19 protein-coding genes are annotated in these 19,232 nt (G+C 67.6%); 4 read left to right on the forward strand and 15 right to left on the reverse strand.

Going from position 1 to position 19,232, the window contains the following annotated elements; genetic code table 11:
- Nucleotides 1–92: 92 nt before the first annotated feature.
- From AW272_RS11115 to AW272_RS11155, 9 genes are all read right to left on the reverse strand, one after another.
- Complete coding sequence (locus AW272_RS11115) at nucleotides 93–929, reverse strand: transglutaminase family protein (protein ID WP_066363448.1); 837 nt, start codon at nucleotides 927–929, stop codon at nucleotides 93–95.
- On the reverse strand, nucleotides 908–1,885 hold the full coding sequence (locus tag AW272_RS11120) for an alpha-E domain-containing protein (RefSeq protein ID WP_066363451.1): 978 nt from the start codon (nucleotides 1,883–1,885) through the stop codon (nucleotides 908–910). The genes AW272_RS11115 and AW272_RS11120 overlap by 22 nt, the downstream gene beginning before the upstream one ends.
- Entirely contained in the window at nucleotides 1,882–3,411 is a 1,530-nt protein-coding gene (locus tag AW272_RS11125; protein ID WP_083958183.1) for a circularly permuted type 2 ATP-grasp protein, read from the reverse strand. Before AW272_RS11125 ends, AW272_RS11120 begins: the two co-directional genes overlap by 4 nt.
- 45 nt (nucleotides 3,412–3,456) lie before the next feature.
- Nucleotides 3,457–5,130, reverse strand: a complete 1,674-nt coding sequence (gene atzF, locus AW272_RS11130) for an allophanate hydrolase (protein WP_066363453.1) — start codon at nucleotides 5,128–5,130, stop codon at nucleotides 3,457–3,459.
- Between the two features lie 152 nt (nucleotides 5,131–5,282).
- Nucleotides 5,283–5,834, reverse strand: coding sequence for a PIN domain-containing protein (locus tag AW272_RS11135; protein WP_066363455.1), 552 nt, complete (start codon nucleotides 5,832–5,834; stop codon nucleotides 5,283–5,285).
- The gene (locus AW272_RS11140; protein WP_157518468.1) at nucleotides 5,834–6,295 is read right to left on the reverse strand and encodes a helix-turn-helix domain-containing protein; all 462 of its coding nucleotides are present in this window, start codon (nucleotides 6,293–6,295) and stop codon (nucleotides 5,834–5,836) included. The genes AW272_RS11135 and AW272_RS11140 overlap by 1 nt, the downstream gene beginning before the upstream one ends.
- 125 nt (nucleotides 6,296–6,420) lie before the next feature.
- Nucleotides 6,421–7,356, reverse strand: a complete 936-nt coding sequence (locus tag AW272_RS11145) for a nucleoside hydrolase (RefSeq protein WP_066363456.1) — start codon at nucleotides 7,354–7,356, stop codon at nucleotides 6,421–6,423.
- A gap of 3 nt (nucleotides 7,357–7,359) precedes the next feature.
- Nucleotides 7,360–8,700, reverse strand: coding sequence for a cysteine--tRNA ligase (cysS, locus tag AW272_RS11150; RefSeq protein ID WP_066363458.1), 1,341 nt, complete (start codon nucleotides 8,698–8,700; stop codon nucleotides 7,360–7,362).
- Nucleotides 8,701–9,031: 331 nt separating this feature from the next.
- Nucleotides 9,032–9,322, reverse strand: a complete 291-nt coding sequence (locus AW272_RS11155; RefSeq protein WP_245657407.1) for a hypothetical protein — start codon at nucleotides 9,320–9,322, stop codon at nucleotides 9,032–9,034.
- A gap of 346 nt (nucleotides 9,323–9,668) precedes the next feature.
- Between AW272_RS11155 and AW272_RS11160 the strand changes: the two genes are divergently transcribed.
- From AW272_RS11160 to AW272_RS11175, 4 genes are all read left to right on the forward strand, one after another.
- Nucleotides 9,669–11,030, forward strand: a complete 1,362-nt coding sequence (locus AW272_RS11160; RefSeq protein WP_245657408.1) for an NsdA family TPR-like regulatory protein — start codon at nucleotides 9,669–9,671, stop codon at nucleotides 11,028–11,030.
- A gap of 11 nt (nucleotides 11,031–11,041) precedes the next feature.
- On the forward strand, nucleotides 11,042–11,983 hold the full coding sequence (locus AW272_RS11165; protein ID WP_245657416.1) for a phosphotransferase family protein: 942 nt from the start codon (nucleotides 11,042–11,044) through the stop codon (nucleotides 11,981–11,983).
- Nucleotides 11,984–12,144: 161 nt separating this feature from the next.
- Complete coding sequence (locus AW272_RS11170) at nucleotides 12,145–12,348, forward strand: cold-shock protein (protein WP_061298987.1); 204 nt, start codon at nucleotides 12,145–12,147, stop codon at nucleotides 12,346–12,348.
- An 85-nt stretch (nucleotides 12,349–12,433) separates the two neighbouring features.
- Complete coding sequence (locus AW272_RS11175; protein WP_066363464.1) at nucleotides 12,434–14,071, forward strand: alpha-amylase family protein; 1,638 nt, start codon at nucleotides 12,434–12,436, stop codon at nucleotides 14,069–14,071.
- Between the two features lie 66 nt (nucleotides 14,072–14,137).
- On the opposite strand, the gene AW272_RS43140 is transcribed toward AW272_RS11175, so the two are convergent.
- The 6 genes from AW272_RS43140 to AW272_RS11205 all read right to left on the reverse strand — a co-directional run bounded on the left by AW272_RS43140 (nucleotide 14,138) and on the right by AW272_RS11205 (nucleotide 19,149).
- Nucleotides 14,138–14,890, reverse strand: a complete 753-nt coding sequence (locus tag AW272_RS43140) for a DUF2071 domain-containing protein (protein ID WP_066363466.1) — start codon at nucleotides 14,888–14,890, stop codon at nucleotides 14,138–14,140.
- 14 nt (nucleotides 14,891–14,904) lie between these two features.
- Nucleotides 14,905–16,248, reverse strand: a complete 1,344-nt coding sequence (locus AW272_RS11185) for a dihydrolipoyl dehydrogenase family protein (protein ID WP_066363467.1) — start codon at nucleotides 16,246–16,248, stop codon at nucleotides 14,905–14,907.
- A gap of 24 nt (nucleotides 16,249–16,272) precedes the next feature.
- The gene (locus AW272_RS11190; protein ID WP_066363469.1) at nucleotides 16,273–17,250 is read right to left on the reverse strand and encodes a malate dehydrogenase; all 978 of its coding nucleotides are present in this window, start codon (nucleotides 17,248–17,250) and stop codon (nucleotides 16,273–16,275) included.
- Between the two features lie 96 nt (nucleotides 17,251–17,346).
- Nucleotides 17,347–17,928: a GNAT family N-acetyltransferase gene (locus AW272_RS11195; RefSeq protein WP_066363470.1), complete on the reverse strand. Its 582-nt coding sequence runs from the start codon at nucleotides 17,926–17,928 to the stop codon at nucleotides 17,347–17,349.
- Nucleotides 17,925–18,518: a TetR/AcrR family transcriptional regulator gene (locus AW272_RS11200; protein WP_066363471.1), complete on the reverse strand. Its 594-nt coding sequence runs from the start codon at nucleotides 18,516–18,518 to the stop codon at nucleotides 17,925–17,927. The genes AW272_RS11195 and AW272_RS11200 overlap by 4 nt, the downstream gene beginning before the upstream one ends.
- Nucleotides 18,519–18,549: 31 nt before the next feature.
- Nucleotides 18,550–19,149: a class I SAM-dependent methyltransferase gene (locus AW272_RS11205; protein WP_066363473.1), complete on the reverse strand. Its 600-nt coding sequence runs from the start codon at nucleotides 19,147–19,149 to the stop codon at nucleotides 18,550–18,552.
- Between the last annotated feature and the right edge of the window lie 83 nt (nucleotides 19,150–19,232).

Raw genomic sequence — 19,232 nt, forward strand, 5'->3', positions numbered from 1 at the left:
GGGCGGACGGGGACGCTGGATGATCTGGACCCTTTTCACAAGAGGCTCTCCTCTCCCGTTTTGGTCTCAGCCTTCCCAGTAATACGTAATGATCACGCCAACCGGGTCACTTCAACCTTTACTTCTTGTCTTCCCGCAGGTGGTCCTTGGTAAATACCTTTCAAAGGGGGTACGTCAGCGTAGTCTCTCCCGCGCGCTACCACTACATGTGTTTCGCCTACTTTTGAGCGGTTTGTCGGGTCGAGCGCGTTCCACTCGCCGGCCCAGTACTCCACCCACGCGTGCGACTGCCCCGCGACCGGTTCCCCGATGGCCGCGTCGGGCGCCGGATGGATGTAACCGGAGACATACCGGGCCGGGAGTCCCGCCGCCCGCATCAGCGCGACGGTCAGGTGGGCCATGTCCTGGCAGACGCCTTTCCCCTGGTCCCAGGCCTCCTGAGCGCTGGTGAGGACCCCGGTCGTGCCGGGGACGTACTCGACCCGCTCATGGACCGCCCAGGCGATCGCCTCGGCCGCCTCGTGGGGGTCGCGGCCGGCGGTCTGCGTGAGCCCGACGTCGCCACAAGTGATCGTCGTGCGGTCGGTCGGGCGCAGCAGCTCGGCGACCGGTCCATTGACGGCCTTCAGGACCTCCCACGGGAGCGGCTTGGCCAGCGGCCGCACCGGTGAGGTGTCGACCCGTGCCACCGCCTCGATCGACAGCGTGCGGTGGCCGCCCGACACGTCGAAGACGCTGACGCTGGTGCCCCAGTAGTCGCGGTAGGTCCAGACCGGTGTGCCGGGCCGGATGATCAGTTGATAGTCCAGGGTGGCCTGGCGGTGGTCGTCCACCGGGGTCATCCGGACCTCGTTGTAGGAGGACGCCGCGTCGCCTTCGTACTCCACGAACGTCGAGTGGCGGATCTTCACACGCCAGCCGGTTTCCATGTCACACCTCCCAGCGCCTGCACGCCCAGCTCCCAGCGCACCGTCGCGACGTGCTGGAAGAACCGTTCCGTCAGCCCCTCCGAGGCGATCACGCACGCCGCCTGGAGGGTGATCAGCAGTTCGGGCAGCTGATCTTCCAGGCCCGCCGTGTCCGCGTATTCCAGGGCCATCCGGACCCGCCCGATCGCCGCCCGCGCCGGGTCGTTCATGCCCGCTCTGCCCTGGTTGGGGCTGAGTTCGGCCAGGCACTGCTCGGCGGTGGTGAGGGCGTGCATGACCGAGCGGGGGAACAGCCGGTCGAGGAGGAGGAACTCCAGGACCCGTTTCGAGTCGCCCCGGTGGGTTCTGGTGAACGACTCGTCGGCGCCGCACGCCTCCAGCAGCACCTTCCAGCCGCTCGACTCCGACGGCGGGGCGAACTCGCTGGGCAGCACCTCACCGTGCACGGCGAGCAGGCGGGCGGTCATGTCGACCCGTTCCAGGCTGCGGCCGAGCACCATGAACAGCCAGCCGTCGTCGCGGCTCATGGTCGCGTCGGCCAGACCGGAGAACAGGGCGGCCCTCTCGCGGACGTACCGGAGATAGCCGTGCGGACCGAGCCGTTCGGCCCCTATCTGGCGGATCGGGAGCTCGTTCCAGGTGACGTTGAGGCACTCCCAGACCTCGCTGGAGATGATCTCCCGTACACCTCGGGCGTTCTCGCGGGCCGCCCGGACGCAGCCCGCGATCGAACTCGGGGTGGCCGAGTCGTAGGCGAGGCGCTGGATCATCGTCTCGGTCGTCGGGTTGTCGCCGCCCTCGTGGCCGAGGATGGCCAAAACCGTCGACCAGTCCTCGTCGTCGCCGAGAGTGCGGTGCAGGGAGACGTCGAGCAGGCGGGCGATGTCGTCGGAGCGTTCGACGTACCGGCCTATCCAGTACAGCGTCTCCGCGATGCGGCTCAGCAGCTCTCTCACTGTTCGGCCTCCCCGTCCCAGGCGGCGTTGCGGCTCGGTTGCCAATGCGCCGGCGGCATGTGCCCGCCGGTCGCGACGTGCGGAATGCGCGATCCCGGCTCCGACAGCACCCAGGTGTCCTTGGAGCCCCCGCCCTGGCTGGAGTTGACGACGAGTTCGCCTTCCGGGAGGGCGACCCGGGTGAGACCGCCCGGGAGCAGCCAGACGTCGTCGCCGTCGTTGACGGCGAACGGTCTCAGGTCGATGTGCCGGGGCCTCGGGAGATCGCCGATCATGGCCGGCGAGGTGGACAGAGCCACCGGCCGCTGGGCGATCCACCCCCGAGGATCTTTCTGTACGTTCTCCTTCAGCGCCACCAGCGTCTCCTCCTCGGCCCTCGGGCCGATGACGATGCCCTTGCCACCGGCTCCGTCGACGGGCTTGAGCACCAGGTGGTCGAGGTTGCCGAGGACCCATCCGAGCGTGTCGGCGTCCTCCAGGCGGTAGGTCTCGACGTTGGAGATCAGCGGGGTCTCGCCGAGGTAGTACTTCATGATGTCCGGTATGTAGGTGTAGAGCAGCTTGTCGTCCGCCACCCCGTTACCGACCGCGTTGGCGATGGCGACCGTGCCCGCTCTGGCGGCGTTCAGCAGGCCGGGACAGCCGAGGGTCGAGTCGGGGCGGAAGTGCAAGGGGTCGAGATAGTCGTCGTCGACCCTTCGGTAGATCACGTGGACGGGCCGCTTGCCGTGTGTGGTGATCATGTAGACCCGGTTGTTCTCGCAGACCAGGTCACGGCCCTCGACGAGCTCCACGCCCATCAACCGGGCGAGCAGGGCGTGCTCGAAGTAGGCGGCGTTGTAGACACCCGGGGTGAGCACGACCACCGTGGGATCGTTGATCGTCGCCGGTGCGGCCCGTCTCAGGGCGGCGAGCAGCCGGCCCGGATACTCGTCGACCGCGCGCACCCTCTGTTCGGTGAACAGCGCGGGGAGGGTGCGCATCATCGCCAGGCGGTTCTCCAGGACGTAACTGACCCCGCTCGGGGTGCGGACGTTGTCCTCCAGCACCCGGAACGCGCCCAGCTCGTCGCGGATGATGTCGATGCCCGCGATGTGGACGCGGACCCCGTTCGCCGGTCTGATCCCGTCGGCCATCCGGTGGAAATGAGGGGAGCTGTGCAGGAGCGACCACGGGACCACCCCGTCGTGGAAGATCTGGCGACCGCCGTACACATCGGCCAGAAAGGCTTCCAGGGTGCGGACCCGCTGACGGACCGCGCGGGCGATCAGATCCCACTCCGCCGCGTCGATCACGCGGGGGATCAGATCGAGCGGGAAGGGTCGCTCCTCGCCCGCGTAGTCGAAGGTCACGCCTCTGTCGGTGAAGACCCGGGTCAGCTGGTCGGCCCGGAAACGGAGCTCGTCGGCCCCGAGGGGTTGCAGGGCCGCGAACAGCCCTTGATACGGCGGCCGGGGGATCCCCGGACGCTCGAACATCTCGTCCCATGCATCGGCCAGGGCATATGAGTCGAATATGTCCGCCATGTCCGGAGCGTAGGAAACCGATGTTTCGCGTGATGCCGCCGGATGTTACGGCCGGGCGTGCACGTAGCTCGGCCAGGAGCCGTAACCCGTGATGTCCCTGGCCTCTCGTACCGCATGGGCCTCGCAGAGGAACCCGGTGACGTGGGTGCCGTCGTCGAGCTCCACCGACCCGAGCCCGAGCGGCGGGGCGATGGTCACCAGCAGCTCGCCGAGCTTCTCCGCCGTCAGGTAGTGGAGTTCGACCTCGATGCTCTCGCCATCGGCCGTCTTGACCAGCCCCGGCCGGTCGCCCAGATCGAAGAGGCGGTAGGCCTTGGCCGTGTGGGCGATGCCCGCCAGGGTCGCGCCCAGCGCCAGCAACTCCGGGTGCAGCGGATGGCCGGTCCGGTGGGCTCCCACCACGGCCAGCAGCTTCCTGCCGTTCTGGATCCGGTACGGCGTGGCTCCCGCACGACCCGTGTGGAAACGTTCGGCTGCGTCCGCGAGCGGACCGTCGGCGCCTGCGGGGGCCAGCAGGGTGACGCCGTGCGGTCTGCCCGCGGACGTTGTGCCGGCCGGGACTGCTATCCCGGCCAGATCCAGGAGGTTGGCGAAGGTCGTATAGGTGCCGAGGACGGAGTTCCTGGCGATCGGATCTTCGGCCATCTCGTCGAGCGTGAACGTTCTCGGGACGGTGGGGACGGCGATGGCGTCGACCTTCGCCCAGGTCTGGCGGGTTTCGGCCTGCAACTCCCTGAGCCGGTGGATCCCCCGGAAGGTGTCGGGCCCCGTGACGTCGCCGCCGCTCCGCAGAACCTCCGCGGTGACCGGGTGGAGCGACTCGGGGTGGCCCTCGACGAACGCCCCGAGGACGCTCCACCGTTCCGCCACCCACGGGCCCTCGTAGAGCAGCCGCCCGGCGGCCAGGAAGGGCTCGATGCCGATGTCGACGAGTTCGTACCCGAGGTCTTCGAGCCTGCTCAGCACCTCGGTCCAGTTCTCGTCGCCCCGGATGACACCGATCCTCCTGATGGGCGCCGTGACGCGGGGGAGCCGCCTCGACCAGGGGTCGTCCTGCTCGTAACCCTCGATGATCTCCAGGACCGTCCGGGCGTCGGGGACGTTCAGCGAGAACACGCTCGGACAGTCGAGCGACGCACACGCGGGGACGACCCCCAGCGTGCTGACCAGGCCTTTCGACGGCTTGAGCCCCACGGTTCCGGTCATGACCGCCGGAACTCTGCCCGACCCCGCCGTGTCGGTCCCGATCGAGAAGCTGACGAGCCCGGCGCTGACCGCCACCGCCGACCCCGACGACGAGCCACCCGAGATCAGCCCTTCGACCAGCGGCGATTCGACCGAGCCGTAAGGGCTCCTCGATCCCGACAGTCCCGTGGCGAACTGGTCGAGGTTGTTCTTGCCGATGAGGATCGCGCCCGCGTTGATCAGCCGGTCGACCAGCGGCGCCGACCTGTCGGGCCGGTAGGCGAAGTCCGGGCAGGCGACCGTGGTGGGCATGCCCGCGACGTCGATGTTGTCCTTGACGGCGAAGGGGATGCCGTAGAGGGGGAGGTCGGGGTCGTCCGGCAGTTCGGCGAGGGTCTCGTCTTCGGGTCTGAGGCTGATCCAGACGTTGTCGTCGCCTCTGGCCTTGATACGCCGGTAGACCTCTGCGACGACCTCACGGGGGTGCAGCCCGCTCTTGTACGCCGCCTTCAACGCCGAAATCTGCAGATCCACTAGCCCTCCAGTGCCGGGTACAGGGGCTGCACCTACCGTCGATTGTCGACAAAATGTAACCGACGGCCGATTCTGTGCCTACCGTGACGTGTTAAATCCACGTAGCGATGCGCGGCGCCGGGTCGAACTCGCCGAACAGACCGGTGAGGGGGTCAGTCCCTGAGCGCTGCGGCTGATTCGACGAGCCCGGCGCGCTCGAGTGCGTCGAGGATGGCCGCGAAGGTCTTGGGCGGCCGAGTCCTGCCGTTGGCGATTTCCTGGACGCAGGTGCGAACGGTGCCTTCGTCGAGGTCAAGCTGGTCGAGGACAAAGTCGTCAGGGGTCTTGGCGACGATGCCGTAAGTCTCGACCATGCCGACGGGGAAGTCCTTCAGGTTCGAGGTGACGATGACCTCCGCGCCGCATTTGATGGCAGCGGCGAGAACGTGCCGGTCGTCGGCGTCGGGCAGCTTGAGACTTTCGATGAGCGCTTCGTAGTCCGCCACCAGCGCCCCTGGCAGAGCGGCGTTCATTCGCTCGCGGAGAGTCACCAGCTTGTCCGGCGAGATGTCCGGCCGGTTCCCGGCGAGGTTGCGAACCATCTCGTCGAGGATCTCGTTGGTCCAATGCGCGCGGACCGTGCCGGATCGGGCGATCCGGATGAGCAGGTCGCGGACCTCGTTGCCGTACAGCACATTCGCGTCGTACACCGCGGCGAACGTCATCAGTACAGGTCCAGTTCCTCGCTGAGAGCTATGAGGTCATCGGCCGCCTTGCGGGTGTCGACATCGTTCTGGCGCTTGTACGCCATGAGATCTTCGAACCGGACGCGTCGGTGCCGCCCGACGAGCCGATGCGGGATCTTGCCCGCGTCGAGCAGCCCGATGAGGTAGGGCCTGGAGACATTCAGCAGGTCCGCGGCCTGATGGGTAGTCAGCTCGGCATGGTTGGGCATCGCGGTCACGCCTCGCCCTTCGGCGAGTTGCGTGAGCATGTAGGCCAGCATCGTCACGACATCGCGAGGCAGGACGAGCGTCTCGTCACCGGCCAGCTCTCCGGTGACGAGGATGTCGTCAGCGCCGGGGTGGGTGGCCAGGTAGTCCTTGATCCGGCGCATGGCGCGGCCGGCATCCTGCGCGTCGACTTTGCCGGGTTCCAGGGACTTTGGAGTTCGTACAGTCATCATCGGCCCCCTCTCTATTGCATTATGCGCAGCAAGTGCAATAAATGCAATCGACCTCAGGAGGGGCCGGACCGAGGAGTTGACGAGATCAAGTGCGTTATGCGCTGCGGGGCCGGCCAGGCACCCTGTCAGGGAAGCTGAGCCGACACCCGGGCGAAGCTATCCAGCGTGAGTTCCCAGAAGCGTGCCACGTCGATCGACCTGGCCACGTTCGCGTTGGGCATGCGGCCGTGCAGGTTGAAGTCGGTCACCGTCATCCCCGACGTGAAGCGCCCGACCGTCTCCACGTCGACCACAGCGGGGGTGAACTCGAACAGGCTCGGGTCGGCCACGTAGGCGATCGCCAGCGCGTCGTGGACGGCCGGCCCGTCGTGGGCCGTTGTCATCCCGTAGAACTCCAGCGCGGGGATGAGCAGTTCACCGCCGAGTCGCCCCAGATCCCGCATCCGCGCCAGCACAGGGCCGGTCGCGAGCGCCGTCAGGCTGACGTCGAGGCCGATCTGGTTGACCGTCCACCCGGCGCCGAACACGATCGCCGCCGCTTCGGGGTCGGCGGCGATGTTGAACTCGGCGGCGGGGGTGCGGTTGCCGCGTGTGTAGCTTCCGCCGAGGATCACGAACTCCCGGGCCCATTCCACGATCCGGGGTTCTTTGCGGACGGCGAGGGCGATGTTCGTCAGCGGGCCGACGGCGGTGAGGGAGATCTCGCCGGGGGAGGCCGCGAGGGTGTCGATGATGAAGTCGATCGCGTGCCCATCGTTCACGTTCAGCCGGGGCTCCGGCAGCACCGCACCGCCCAGCCCGCCGAACCCGTGGACCTCGGCCGCGTCGATCCTGCTGATCACCAGTGCTCCGGCGGAGCCGGCGACCACGGGGACGGCGGGGAAGCCGAGGTATTCGCGCAGCTTCAATGCGTTGGCCGTGGTCAGGTCGAGGGAGACGTTTCCGCCTACCGTGGTGATGCCGACCAGGTCCAGCGCTTCGCAGCCGTGGGCGAGGGTGATCGCCAGGGCGTCGTCGATCCCGGGATCGCAGTCAATGAGGATCTTCTTTGGTGCGGGCACGCCTCAGAGGGTAACCCGCTCGCGAATCTTCAGTGCCGAGTCGATCTGCCGCTGCATGATCCGCGCTCGTTCGAACTCGCCACGCTCCGCACTCGCCTCCGCGAGATTTCGGACCACGTGTAACACGGCCCCGGCGACTTCGCGCAGTCGCGTTTCCCTGGACCAGTGCTCGGACATCGGATCGAGCCCGAGTACGTCCAGCATCGCCCGAACCTCGGAGCATTTCCGCATCGCCTTGTGAGCGTCGCCGGAATCGAGGGCGGCGTTCCCCTCATTGACGGCCGCGTGAATCAGCGAAATCGCCTGGGGGAGGTTCAGGTCGTGGTCCATCGCCTCTCTGAACTGCGGCGGAAGCTCGCCCGGCGTCGCGACGGCCACCCGGTGAACAAACCGCTCGATCCGCCGGTACGCCACCGCGCTCTCCTCCACCGCCCCCACCGAGAATTCCATCGGCGAGCGATAGTGGGCGGCGGCCAGATAGAACCGCAGTTCGACCGGCCGGATGCGCCGCAGCAGCGTACTGACTGACAGCGGGTTGCTCGCGACCTTGCGAATCTTCTCGCCTCGGTGCGTCACCGGGCCGTTGTGGATCCAGAATCGCGCGAAACCGTCTCCGGCGGCGCGGGACTGGGCGATCTCGTTCTCGTGGTGGGGAAAAATAAGATTCGCGCCGCCGCCGTGAATGTCGAATTCGGAGCCCAGATATTTGCGGGCCATCGCGGAGCATTCCAGGTGCCATCCGGGGCGTCCGGCACCCCACGGCGCGTGCCATACGGGTTCGCCCGGACGGCCTCTTTTCCATAATGCGAAATCGCGCGGGTCGTGTTTGCCCTGGCCGGGTTCCTCGCCGTCGCGCATCTGGTTCGGGCGCTGCCCGGAGAGTTCGCCGTAGCCCGGGAACGAGGAAATGGAGAAATAGACGTCGCCGTCGGAGACGTAGGCGTTGCCGGAGTCGAGGAGCTGCTCGATGAGCTCCAGCATCTCGGGGATGTGGCCGGTCGCCCGGGGCTCCACGCTGGGCGGAAGGCAGCCGAGGGCCTCGTAGGTGCTCTCGAACGCGCGGTAGACCGGGTCGGTGATCCGCCACCAGTGCACGCCCTCGGAAAGCGAGCGGCTGATGATTTTGTCTTCGATGTCGGTGACGTTTCGGCAGAAAAGAACGCGATATCCGGAATGTATCAACCAGCGGTGCAGGATATCGAAATTCACTTGCGAACGTATTTGCCCGACATGTGGCGGGACGACGACAGTGGGGCCGCAAAGATAAATCGATGCGATTCCCGGAATTCGGGGGGAGAAATCGCGGACCGACCGGCTGAAAGTATCGTATAGGCGAAGTCCCACCTACCCGAGGGTAAGCCAGAAATCCGCGTCCTGTCGATAGAAACGGGCAGACGTGCGGTGCACATCATGAATGCCTCATTGTGAGACAGGTCAAACGGGTTGACGGGGTAATGAATCACCCGTCATGGCGAAGGGGCAGCTCTGGACAAATCGGTCGGGTGGAGGTACGGCCCACGCCCCCGGTGGGTGGGCGGGGGCGGTCAGCGACTGTCGGTCCGGGTCGGCGTGGGGTGGGCCGCGGCCCCTTCCTTGACGTGAAGGGGGACGCGGTTGCCGCCTGACAACTGGCCGCCGGGAGGCGCGAGCCGTACCGGCTGAGGGGTGTCCGAAATTATCGGCGGATCACGTGCAGTACGGAGGCGATGCGTTCGGCGGCGGTCACGACATCGGAGGCGTGCCCGATGCGGCCGGCCCACGAGAGCCAGTACCACCACTCTCCGTCATTGGTGTCGGACGCCAGAACATCCTCCGCCATGGCCGGGGCCATCGGGTTCACCACCCGAAGCCGGGGGTAGAGGCCGGCCGGGGCCGACAGGCGTACCTGGAACGAGTGCGCCTCGAGTTGGGCGGCGAGTCGTTCTAGGTGGTCCATCGCCTCGCTGCGATCTGCCTTCATCGCCATGGTGGTCTCCCGGGGACGTTGCGACCTTTCTCCGGAAAGGGTGAACCTGGGATGACTGCCCGGCAATCGGGCGTACTAGCCGAATACGTGCAATAACCAGGGAACCCGCTGGTATTCAGTGGAAGACCCACGGTTCCCGGGTCGCGAACCCATAACAGTGCTGGCGGTTGGGTGCGTGCCGGTTAACCTGTGGGAAATATCCGTAATAGCGGATCACGGCGGGTCCGGGGCAAACTGGACCTGGTGGGATGTCAGCAGCGGAAGGGCAGGCGGGATGGCCCGAGGAGAGCACTCTCCGGCATGTGCTCGTCGCTGGCGCGAGCAAGCCGAGGCACGGCAGTGGTCGATGTGGCAGACGGTCCAGGCGATCCACGGGTGCTGCGGCGTCAGCATGCTGAAGGCGCACCGGCTCGGCCGGGGATGGTCGGCACGTCAGGCGATCGAAGAACTCGAATACCTCTGTGAGCAGCAGTCGCTCGGCCTGCCACGGGCCAGCATCGACCTGCTCAACGCATGGGAGAACAACCGGGCGCGACCGCGCCCCCAGACGATCGACCTGCTGGCCCGGCTCTACAAGGCCAACGCGGTACGTCTGGGCCTCGCCTCCGACTACTGCGACGACCCCGGCGTGAGCCAGAAGGTCGTGGTCGTGGCGAACGGGTCGTCCGAGGACGCCGTCCACGTCGAGGACCTGGCCGACGACGACACCGACCGGCGGGCGCTGTTCCACCAGGCGATGTTGATGGGCACCCCCAACGGGCGCTTCTTCGCCGAGGTCGAGGGCACCCGGCACGACTTGGACCGATCCCTGGCCACCACGACGGTGACGGAAGACCAGCTCGACCGGCTCGACGAGCAGGTGCTGCGCTACCGGCGGGAATACATGACCACCCCGCCCACGCCCATGCTCTGCCGGGTGATGCTGGAGCTGGCCGACGTACGCAAACTGACCGGTGCGCGTCAGCCCGCCGGCGTGCAGCGCCGTCTGCTGACGGCCACCACGATGCTGTCCCTGCTGTCGGCCGACGCCCTGATGAAGCTCGGCGACACCCGCCAGGCCCACGCCTGGTACGGCACCGCCCGCACCTCCGCCGACGACGTAGGCGACCTGCGCTTACGCGCTTTAGTGCGGGCCAACCAGACGATGCTGCCCTATTACTACGGCGACCTCACCGAGACCGTGCGCCTGGCCCGCGAGGCCCGGATGCTGGCCGGTTCGGCCCCCAGCTCCCCGGCAGCCCTCGCCGCGGCGGCCGAGGCGCGGGCGCTGGCCCGGATGGGCGACCGCAAGGCCGCCCGCATCGCGCTGGCCGAGGCGGAGCAGATCTTCGCCCGCATGCGCGGCATGAGCCAAGACGACCTCGCCTTCGTCTTCACCGAGAAACGCATGAGCTTCTACCGCACCGGCACCCTGATCGAGCTCGGCGACGACTCACAGCTCCAGAACCTCGAACTCGACTCGGGGTTCCAGACCATCGACCCGGCGCTGATCCTGCTCGACCAGGCCACCCACCTGGCCCGCCACGGCGACTACGAGGAGGCCTGCCGGCTGGCCGCCCAGGCGCTCAGCCAGGTTCCGGCCGAACACCGCACCTCGATCGTCATCACCAGGGCCAAGGCGCTGCTGAGCGAGGCCGACCCGCGGCTCCCCGCCGTCCGCAACCTGAACCAGGTTCTGTCGGAGTCGTCTCTCCGGCTGGCCATATGAGCGCCTCGCACGTGACGATCACGCACCTGGCCCGCGCCACGACCGCCCGGCCGCTCGCGGACGAGGCGTACACGGTTCTGCGTGCCGTCTGCGACCGCATCGGCGTCGACGCCTCCGGAGCCCGGCTGATGCGGCTGCGGAGCAACGCCGTCTTCAAGCTGCGGGGCGACATGGTGGTCCGGATCGCCACCGCCCCCGACGCCCTGACCCGCCTGCCGGTCGTGCTGGCGGTGGCCCGCTGGCTGGCCGACCGGGGGTTCCCGACGGTCCGTCCGGTCGACGAGATCCCCCACCAGCCCATCGTGCACGGCGGCCGGGCCGTCACCTTCTGGCGGTACGTCCGCTCCAACGGCTCCCCGACCACCACCGAGCTCGGCCACGTGCTGCGCGATCTCCATCGCGAGCCGGTGCCGACGTCGATCGCGCTGCGGCGTCTCAACGACCCGCTGGCCGAGGTCCGGCACGCGGTCGAACACCGGGCCGAGGTGCTCACCCCATATCAGCGTCGCTGGCTCGGCGACCGGATCGAAGAGCTCACCGACCAGTGGCACCACCTCGACTCCGGCCCGCCTGTTCTTCTGCACGGCGACGCCTGGATCGACAACCTCCTCCGGTGCCGCGACGGCAATGCGATTCTTTGCGATTGGGACGGCGTGGCTGTGGGTCCCCGCGAGTGGGATCTGGTCCACACGTACCACGGACAGCGCAGATTCGGCCTCTCGGCCGGCGACGTCGACGCCTTCGCCGAGGCCTACGGCTCTGACCTGCGGGATTGGCCCGGATACGCGACCCTGATGGAGGTCAGGGACATGTACGCGGTCGGCATCCACATCCGCAACGCACTCGGCGATCCGTTCTCCCAACAAGAACTTCCACGCCGTCTCGACTCTCTGACCAGAGGCGATGGCCACGCGAGGTGGTACATGGCTGCTCCTGCCCTCGGGGTGCGATAGGCTTGACGTGTTGCAGTGGTGTTTTGTAAAGAACGCCTCCGGTTTTGCGACCGGTAGCGGGCGTACTGCTTTTCCGACGTAGGCGGATGCAGGGCTGGTCCGCTAGGCAGCCCGTCTCGTTGACCTGACGAGACGGTGAGGCTCCTAATAAGGAGAAGCAGTTGTCTGAAGGCACCGTCAAGTGGTTCAACGCCGAAAAGGGCTTTGGCTTCATCGCCCCCGACGACGGCACCCCTGACGTGTTCGTCCACTACTCGGCTATCAACGCCGGTGGCTACCGTAGCTTGGACGAGAACCAGCGCGTCAGCTTCCAGACCGTGCAGGGCCAGAAGGGTCCTCAGGCTGAAAACGTGACGCCGATCTAGTTCCACCCGCAACAACACAGAAGCCGACCGATGCCTTGCGCAGCGGTCGGCTTTCTTCGTCACGGGATGGGTAGGGGCGCAGCCCATGCGGCTGACCCAGACTTCTGAACTGTGGTGGAAGAACGCCATCGTCTACTGCCTCGACATCGAGACCTTCGCCGACGGCAACGGTGACGGCATCGGTGACTTCCGGGGCGCCATCCAGCACATCGACCACCTCGACCGTATGGGTGTGACCTGCATCTGGCTGATGCCGTTCTTCCCGACCCCCGACCGCGACGACGGTTACGACATCGTCGACTTCTACAGCGTCGACCCCCGCCTGGGCACCCTGGGCGATTTCGTGGAGTTCATGCGGGTGGCCCGTGACCGGGGCATCCGGGTGATCGCCGACCTGGTCGTGAACCACACCTCCGACCAGCACCCCTGGTTCAAGGACGCGCGGTCGTCCAAGAAATCCAAGCACCGTGACTGGTACATCTGGTCGGACAAGCCGGAGCCCGACGACCCCAAGGGCGTCGTGTTCCCCGACCAGGAGAACAGCCTCTGGCAACTCGACAAGAAGACCGGGCAGTACTACTTCCACCGCTTCTACAAGTTCCAGCCCGACCTCAACACCTCCAATCCCGAGGTGAGAGACGAGATCGCCCGCATCCTGGGATTCTGGATGGAACTGGGCCTGTCGGGCTTCCGGGTGGACGCGGTGCCGTTCCTGGTCGAACGCGTCCTGGAGAAGGACGACAGCTTTCCCGACCCCCACCTGTTCTTCGCCGATCTGCGCGCCTTCATGAACCGTCGTGACGGCACCGCGATGCTGCTGGGGGAGGTCAATCTGCCGTACAAGGACCTGATGGCCTATTTCGGTGACACCCCGCTCGGCAACGAGATCACCATGTGCTTCGACTTCATCGGGATGCAGCGCATGTACCTGTCGCTGGCCCGGGAGGACGCGACCCCCCTGGCCCAGGCGCTGCGGGAGCGGCCGCTGCCGCCGAAGGACAGCCAATGGGCCTCATTCGTGCGCAACCACGACGAACTGACCCTCGACAAACTGACCAAGAAGGAACGCGAAGAGGTCTTCGCCGCCTTCGCCCCGGACGAGGACATGCGGATCTTCGACCGGGGCATCCGCCGCCGGCTCCCGCCGATGCTCGACGGCGACCCGCGCCGGATCCGGATGGTCTACAGCCTCCTGTTCGCCCTGCCCGGCACCCCCGTGATGTTCTACGGCGAGGAGATCGGCATGGGGGAGAACCTCGCCATCGAGGGGCGCCTGTCGGTCCGCACCCCGATGCAGTGGACGGCAGGGAAGCACGCCGGGTTCAGCGACGTCGAACCCGCGATCCCCGTCACCGGCGGGGCGTTCGGACCGTCCGAGGTCAACGTGAGCGCCCAGCGGCGTGATCCCGAGTCACTGCTGTCGTGGATCGGGCGGCTGGTGGAGCAGTATCGGGAGGCGCCCGAGCTGGCCTGGGGCAGCTACGAGGTGCTCGACGGGGGAGACGACTCGGTCCTCGTGCTCCGCAACGAGGGGATCGTCACCCTGCACAACTTCGCCGGGCGGACCACGAAGGTGACCCTGGACCTCGACGAAGACGGGAAGGTGCTGGCCGACCTGTTCTCCGACGACGTCGTGGAGATCAAGGGCGGCGAGGCCGAGATCGACGTGGACGACTACGGATGCCGCTGGTTCCGCCTCTCCGACCCGGAAACGGCCCCGTAGTGGTTCTGGTCCGCATCTAACCGGTTGGGCATGCTGTGACCGGGGTTCGGGCCCAGGCGCACGCGATCAAACTGGGCCAGGGGGCGTGCCACGCGCTTGGCGCGCCCCCCTCGGCGGGACATGGACGTCGAAGTGGATCGACTCCTGCGCCAGCACCGAATGGGGTTCCTGCCCCGGCTCGACCAGCCCCAGCTCCTCGAACAGCCGGAACCTGGCGCGCTCAGCTCTGAGGAACACCGGCTCCATGACGGGGTGCCACACGCTGTAGGTCCCGACCGATCGCCGCCCCTGGAACCAGCCACGGGTGGGATGGGTGAGCAGCGACAACCAGTCGTCTCCCAGCCCATCCGGTGTGTACGGCGCCACGCCCGCCGCCCGGCACTCCGCGTCGCCGGCGTCGAGTTCCCAGCGGGGTTCCGCGCCCCAGTCGCCCGTGATCCTTATCCGGTCGCGCCGCCACGGCATCCCCCAGAGGTGCCGAGGCACCGCGACGAGCGGGTGATCGAGGGCGGTCCGGAAGAACCACACCCCGGGCTCGCCGTCGCGGGTGACGTAGGCGCGGTAGTTGATCTGGCCGCAGGCGATCGCGACGGGCGGGCAGAACCGGAAGTGGAAGTCCCGATCCCGGAACGCCACCGCCGACACCAGGCTGCCCTGATCGCCCGAGACCCAGTCGAACCGCATGGGCGCGAACCCGGGCGGCAGCAGCGTGGCCAGCCTCTCCGCGGAGACCCGGAAACTCACGATCGCGAAGTCGTCGAGCTCGCTCTCGGCGTGGTGCCAGCGCAGGGCGGGGCGGGGAGTACCGATAAAGGCCACCGGGTGACCATATTTCAGGGGCGGTCCTGATTCAGGAGGTTCTTGAGCGCGTCCTCGATGCCCCGGTGGAAGGTCGGGTACGCGTACATCATCGACCGCAGGGTCATCACCGGCACCCGGGCGTGCACCGCCACCGCGAGCGCCCCCATCACCTCGCCGCCGGCGGGCCCCACGGCGGTGGCCCCCACCAGCACGCCATCGGATGCGACCAGCTTGATCAGAATGTCCTTGGTCCCGTGGATCCAGTCCCGGGCCCCGGCCGTGGTGACACCGACGGTCACCGCCAGCCCCTCGTCGCGGGCCTGCCGCTCGGTCAGCCCGACCGCGCCGACCTCCGGGTCGGTGTAGGTCACCCGGGGAACCGCGCGGTAGTCGGCCCCCGCGACCTCCTCGCCGAGGATGTCCAGCGCGGCGATCCGCCCCTGGTAATTGGCCACGTGGGTGAACCCGCCCCGCCCGGTCACGTCGCCCGCTGCCCACACCCCGTCGGCCGCGCGCATATGGGGATCGGTCGGGATGAACTTCTGGTTCTCCTCGATCCCCACGACGGAAAGCCCGGTGAGGTCGGTCTTCCGACCGGCCACGACCAGGAGTGTCTCGGCCTCGATGACCTCGTCTCCGGCCGTCACCGCGAAACGGTCTTCGAAGCGCACCCGGGAGGCGGAGACGCCGGTCAGCACCCGGATCCCCTCGTCCCGGAAGACCTTCGCGATCAGTTCTCCGGCCTCGGGCTCCTCGCCGGACAGCAGTGAGGGGGCCGCCTCGATCACGGTCACCCGGCTGCCGAAGCGGGCGAACACCTGGGCCAGTTCCAGCCCGATCGCCCCGCCGCCGAGCACGATCATCGACTCGGGCACGCTCTCGGTGGAGACCGCGTCGCGGTTTGTCCAATACGGCGTTTCGGACAATCCATCGATGTCCGGGATCACCGGGGTGGACCCGGTGGAGATCAGCAAGCCTCGCCGGGCGCGCAGCACCCGGTCGCCGACGGTCACCTCGCGCGGGCCGGTGACGGTTCCATGGCCGCGTACGAGATGACCGCCCTTCTTCTCGAAGCGGTCGGCCGCGGCCTTGTCGTCCCAGTTGTCGGCCGCTTCCTCACGCACCCGCTTGGCCACCGGTGACCAATCCGGGGTGACAGCAGAAGAGCCGGCCAGGCCGGAGACGCGCCGGGCCTCGCCCAGCACGTGGGCGGCCCGGATCATCATCTTCGACGGGACGCAGCCCCAATAAGGGCATTCGCCGCCGACCAGGCCGGCCTCGACCGCGGCCACACTCAGCCCGGCCTCGACCAGCCGGCCGGCGGCGTCCTCGCCACCTGGGCCCATGCCGAGCACGATCACGTCGAATTCGTTCATGCCCGGCTACCTGCCCAGAGGGCGTCAGATCAGGCCGAGCTCCTTGACCGCGTCGCGCTCCTCCTGGAGCTCCTTGACCGTGGCGTCGATCTTCGAACGGGAGAAGTCGTCGATGTCCAGGCCCTGGACGATCTCCCACTGGCCGTTCCGCGAGGTCACCGGGAAGGAGGAGATGAGGCCCTCGGGCACGCCGTAGGAGCCGTCGGAGACGATGGCGGCGGAGGTCCAGTCGCCCTCGGGGGTGCCGTTGACCCATGAGTGCACGTGGTCGATCGCGGCGTTGGCGGCCGACGCGGCGCTCGACTGGCCACGGGCCTCGATGATCGCGGCGCCGCGCTTGGCGACCGTGGGGATGAAGGTGTCCTTCAGCCACGCCTGGTCGACCAGCTCAGCGGCGATCTTGCCGCCGACCTCGGTGTGGTAGAGGTCGGGGTACTGCGTCGCGGAGTGGTTGCCCCAGATCGTCATCTTCTTGATCTCGGTGACCGGGACGCCCAGCTTCGACGAGAGCTGGGAGAGGGCGCGGTTGTGGTCGAGCCGGGTCATGGCGGTGAACCGGTCGGCCGGGACGTCCGGCGCGTGCTGCTGGGCGATCAGCGCGTTGGTGTTGGCGGGGTTGCCCACCACCAGCACGCGCACGTCGTCGGCCGCGTGGTCGTTGATCGCCTGACCCTGCGGGCCGAAGATGCCGCCGTTGGCCGACAGCAGGTCGCCGCGCTCCATGCCCGCGGTGCGGGGGCGGGCGCCGACAAGCAGCGCGACGTTGGCGCCGTTGAACGCGTAGTTCGGGTCGTCGGTGATGTCGATGCCCTTGAGCAGCGGGAAGGCGCAGTCGTCGAGCTCCATCGCGGTGCCCTCGGCGGCCTTCAGCGCCGGAGTGATCTCCAGCAGGCTCAGCTGAACCGGAACGTCCGGGCCGAGCAGGTGCCCCGAGGCGATGCGGAAGAGCAGGGCGTAACCGATCTGGCCGGCCGCGCCGGTGACGGTCACTTTGACGGTCATGACGATTCCCCTTCGGGCGGTGTACGTGGTCCTGCGGATGCTACTCGCCAGTGGCGGCCCACTTATGCTCAGGCCACGGGTTTGCGGCAAACGGTGTCAGTTACGCACGAGTTTCATGGAGATGTAGGCGGAGAACCCCGCCCGCTTCGCGAACCTGACCCGGCGCCGCCGGAACTCGCGGAAGCCGAGCTTGGCGTAGAGGCCGAGCGCGGGGGCGTTGGTGTCCTTGATGTCGCGCAGGACGTATTCGTCATACTCCGGCAGCGCCAGCAGATGGCGCATGAGCGTGGTCGCGACGCCGCGTCCCTGGAACCTCGGCGCGGTGGTGACGAATCCGATCTCCGCGAGCCCGGCACGCGCGCCGTCGTAGGCGCCGAGGAACTGACTCCGGATGATGGCGTGGCTGATCGTGCCGTGGACGCGACCGAGGTGCCGCCGGAACTCATCCCCTCGTGGGGCGAAGCACTCCTGCGCGCCCTCGGTGAGGGAGGCGATGGCGGCCGGTTCGCCGTCGGCGAGGGCGACATAGAAGCGATCGAGCAGGATCATGTGCTCGAAGGCGTCGGCGAGGACCTGAGCATCCCTGGAGAAGAAGGCGAAATCCCCGGCGAATCCCCGCACGAGCACGTCGGTGATCCCACGCCGGTCCGCTTCGTCGCCGCGCCTGATCTCGATCATGTGAGCGTCCTGAGCACCTGGTCGGCACTGGGCAGGGTCAGGTCGCCGTGCAGCGCGAGGCGCATTGTGGTCAGACCGGAAAGCGTCGCGAAGTAGCAGACCGTCATGGTCTCGGGGTCGCCGTGGGTGAAGTGGCCCTGCTCCTGACCGCGTCGCACGACCCCGGCGAAGGCCTGCCAGAGGGAGCGATGCGGGGCCAGCAGGCGCGCCGTCGTCCCGGCCGGGGTGTCGGTGCCGAACCCCTGGTTGACGACCACGAAGAACTCGGCGGCGCCGTCGTCGGCGGCCAGATCCGACAGATAGGCGGTCGTGAACTCGCGGACCAGATCGAGGGGCCGGCCCGCTCCACCGAGTCGTGCCGCCGCCGCGTGGAGACCGGCCACCGCCTGGTCGAGGAACTCCTCGAACAGCTCGTGCTTGGTCGCGTAGTGGCGGTAGATCGAGCCGACACTCAGACCCGCCTCGGTCGCTATGTCGCGGATGTTCGAGGTGGCGAACCCGTCTCTGGCGAAGACGCGGATCGCCGCCGTCCGCACGGCCTCCCGCGTCGTCGCCCGCAGCGCCTCGTTCTGTTCGACCGTCCGTGGCATCAGGCTCCCCGGTTTTAGAATGAATCTAGGTTCATTCTATGGCCTTGGTGAAGATGATGGAGTAGCGCCACAGCAGATGCCGGCGGAAGACGGCGCCGGGCAGCACTTTTCTCGTCCGTTCGCGGACCTGGGCCCAGGTGAGTTCGGGCATGATCATCGGCATGCCGGGCTGCTCCGGCGGATAGCGCGGGCTGCCGTTGTTGATCCAGTTCAGGACGAATGAGCAGGCCATGCCGGTCAGCGCGAGCGGCAGATCCTTCGGGACGTCGTCACGGGCGAGCCCGAGGACGGCCAGGGTGCCGCCGGGCCGTACAAGATCAGCATGGGCTTTGAGTCCCGTCTCGAAGTCCATGTGGTGGATCACCGCCACGGACGTGACGAAGTCGTAGGGCCCTTCCGCCCAGTCGTGAATATCCGTCTGTACGTATTTCGCCCCGCCCCCCGTCTCCGTCGCCTGGCGGATCATCTCGGCCGACCGGTCGATTCCCGTCACGTCGGGGCAGCGCTCGGCGATCTTGCGAGTGAGCAGACCGGAACCGCAACCGATGTCGAGGGCGGAGCCGCAGTTCGGAGGCATCGCCTTGAGGAGAAGGCGGTGGTAGTGGCTGTTGTGACGCCAGACATCCGTCATGCGATGCGAATCTAGCTGAAACTTTCAGGTCACAAAGGGCGTTTTCGGGCGGTGACCGGGTGACGTGTGCGCTGGTCGCCGCC

Origin of the sequence: Herbidospora mongoliensis, assembly GCF_001570545.1 — a bacterium.
In the GTDB taxonomy this organism is placed as follows: domain Bacteria; phylum Actinomycetota; class Actinomycetes; order Streptosporangiales; family Streptosporangiaceae; genus Herbidospora; species Herbidospora mongoliensis.

Bases quoted from the DNA above. Each gene is read 5' to 3' on its own strand.
- AW272_RS11190 (WP_066363469.1), bottom strand. From the start codon at position 17,250: ATGACCGTCAAAGTGACCGTCACCGGCGCGGCCGGCCAGATCGGTTAC.
- AW272_RS11115 (WP_066363448.1), bottom strand. From the start codon at position 929: ATGGAAACCGGCTGGCGTGTGAAGATCCGCCACTCGACGTTCGTGGAG.
- AW272_RS11160 (WP_245657408.1), top strand. From the start codon at position 9,669: ATGTGGCAGACGGTCCAGGCGATCCACGGGTGCTGCGGCGTCAGCATG.
- AW272_RS11205 (WP_066363473.1), bottom strand. From the start codon at position 19,149: ATGACGGATGTCTGGCGTCACAACAGCCACTACCACCGCCTTCTCCTC.
- AW272_RS11140 (WP_157518468.1), bottom strand. From the start codon at position 6,295: ATGATGACTGTACGAACTCCAAAGTCCCTGGAACCCGGCAAAGTCGAC.
- AW272_RS11155 (WP_245657407.1), bottom strand. From the start codon at position 9,322: ATGGCGATGAAGGCAGATCGCAGCGAGGCGATGGACCACCTAGAACGA.
- AW272_RS11135 (WP_066363455.1), bottom strand. From the start codon at position 5,834: ATGACGTTCGCCGCGGTGTACGACGCGAATGTGCTGTACGGCAACGAG.
- AW272_RS11125 (WP_083958183.1), bottom strand. From the start codon at position 3,411: ATGGCGGACATATTCGACTCATATGCCCTGGCCGATGCATGGGACGAG.
- AW272_RS11175 (WP_066363464.1), top strand. From the start codon at position 12,434: ATGCGGCTGACCCAGACTTCTGAACTGTGGTGGAAGAACGCCATCGTC.
- AW272_RS11195 (WP_066363470.1), bottom strand. From the start codon at position 17,928: ATGATCGAGATCAGGCGCGGCGACGAAGCGGACCGGCGTGGGATCACC.
- AW272_RS11200 (WP_066363471.1), bottom strand. From the start codon at position 18,518: ATGCCACGGACGGTCGAACAGAACGAGGCGCTGCGGGCGACGACGCGG.
- AW272_RS11185 (WP_066363467.1), bottom strand. From the start codon at position 16,248: ATGAACGAATTCGACGTGATCGTGCTCGGCATGGGCCCAGGTGGCGAG.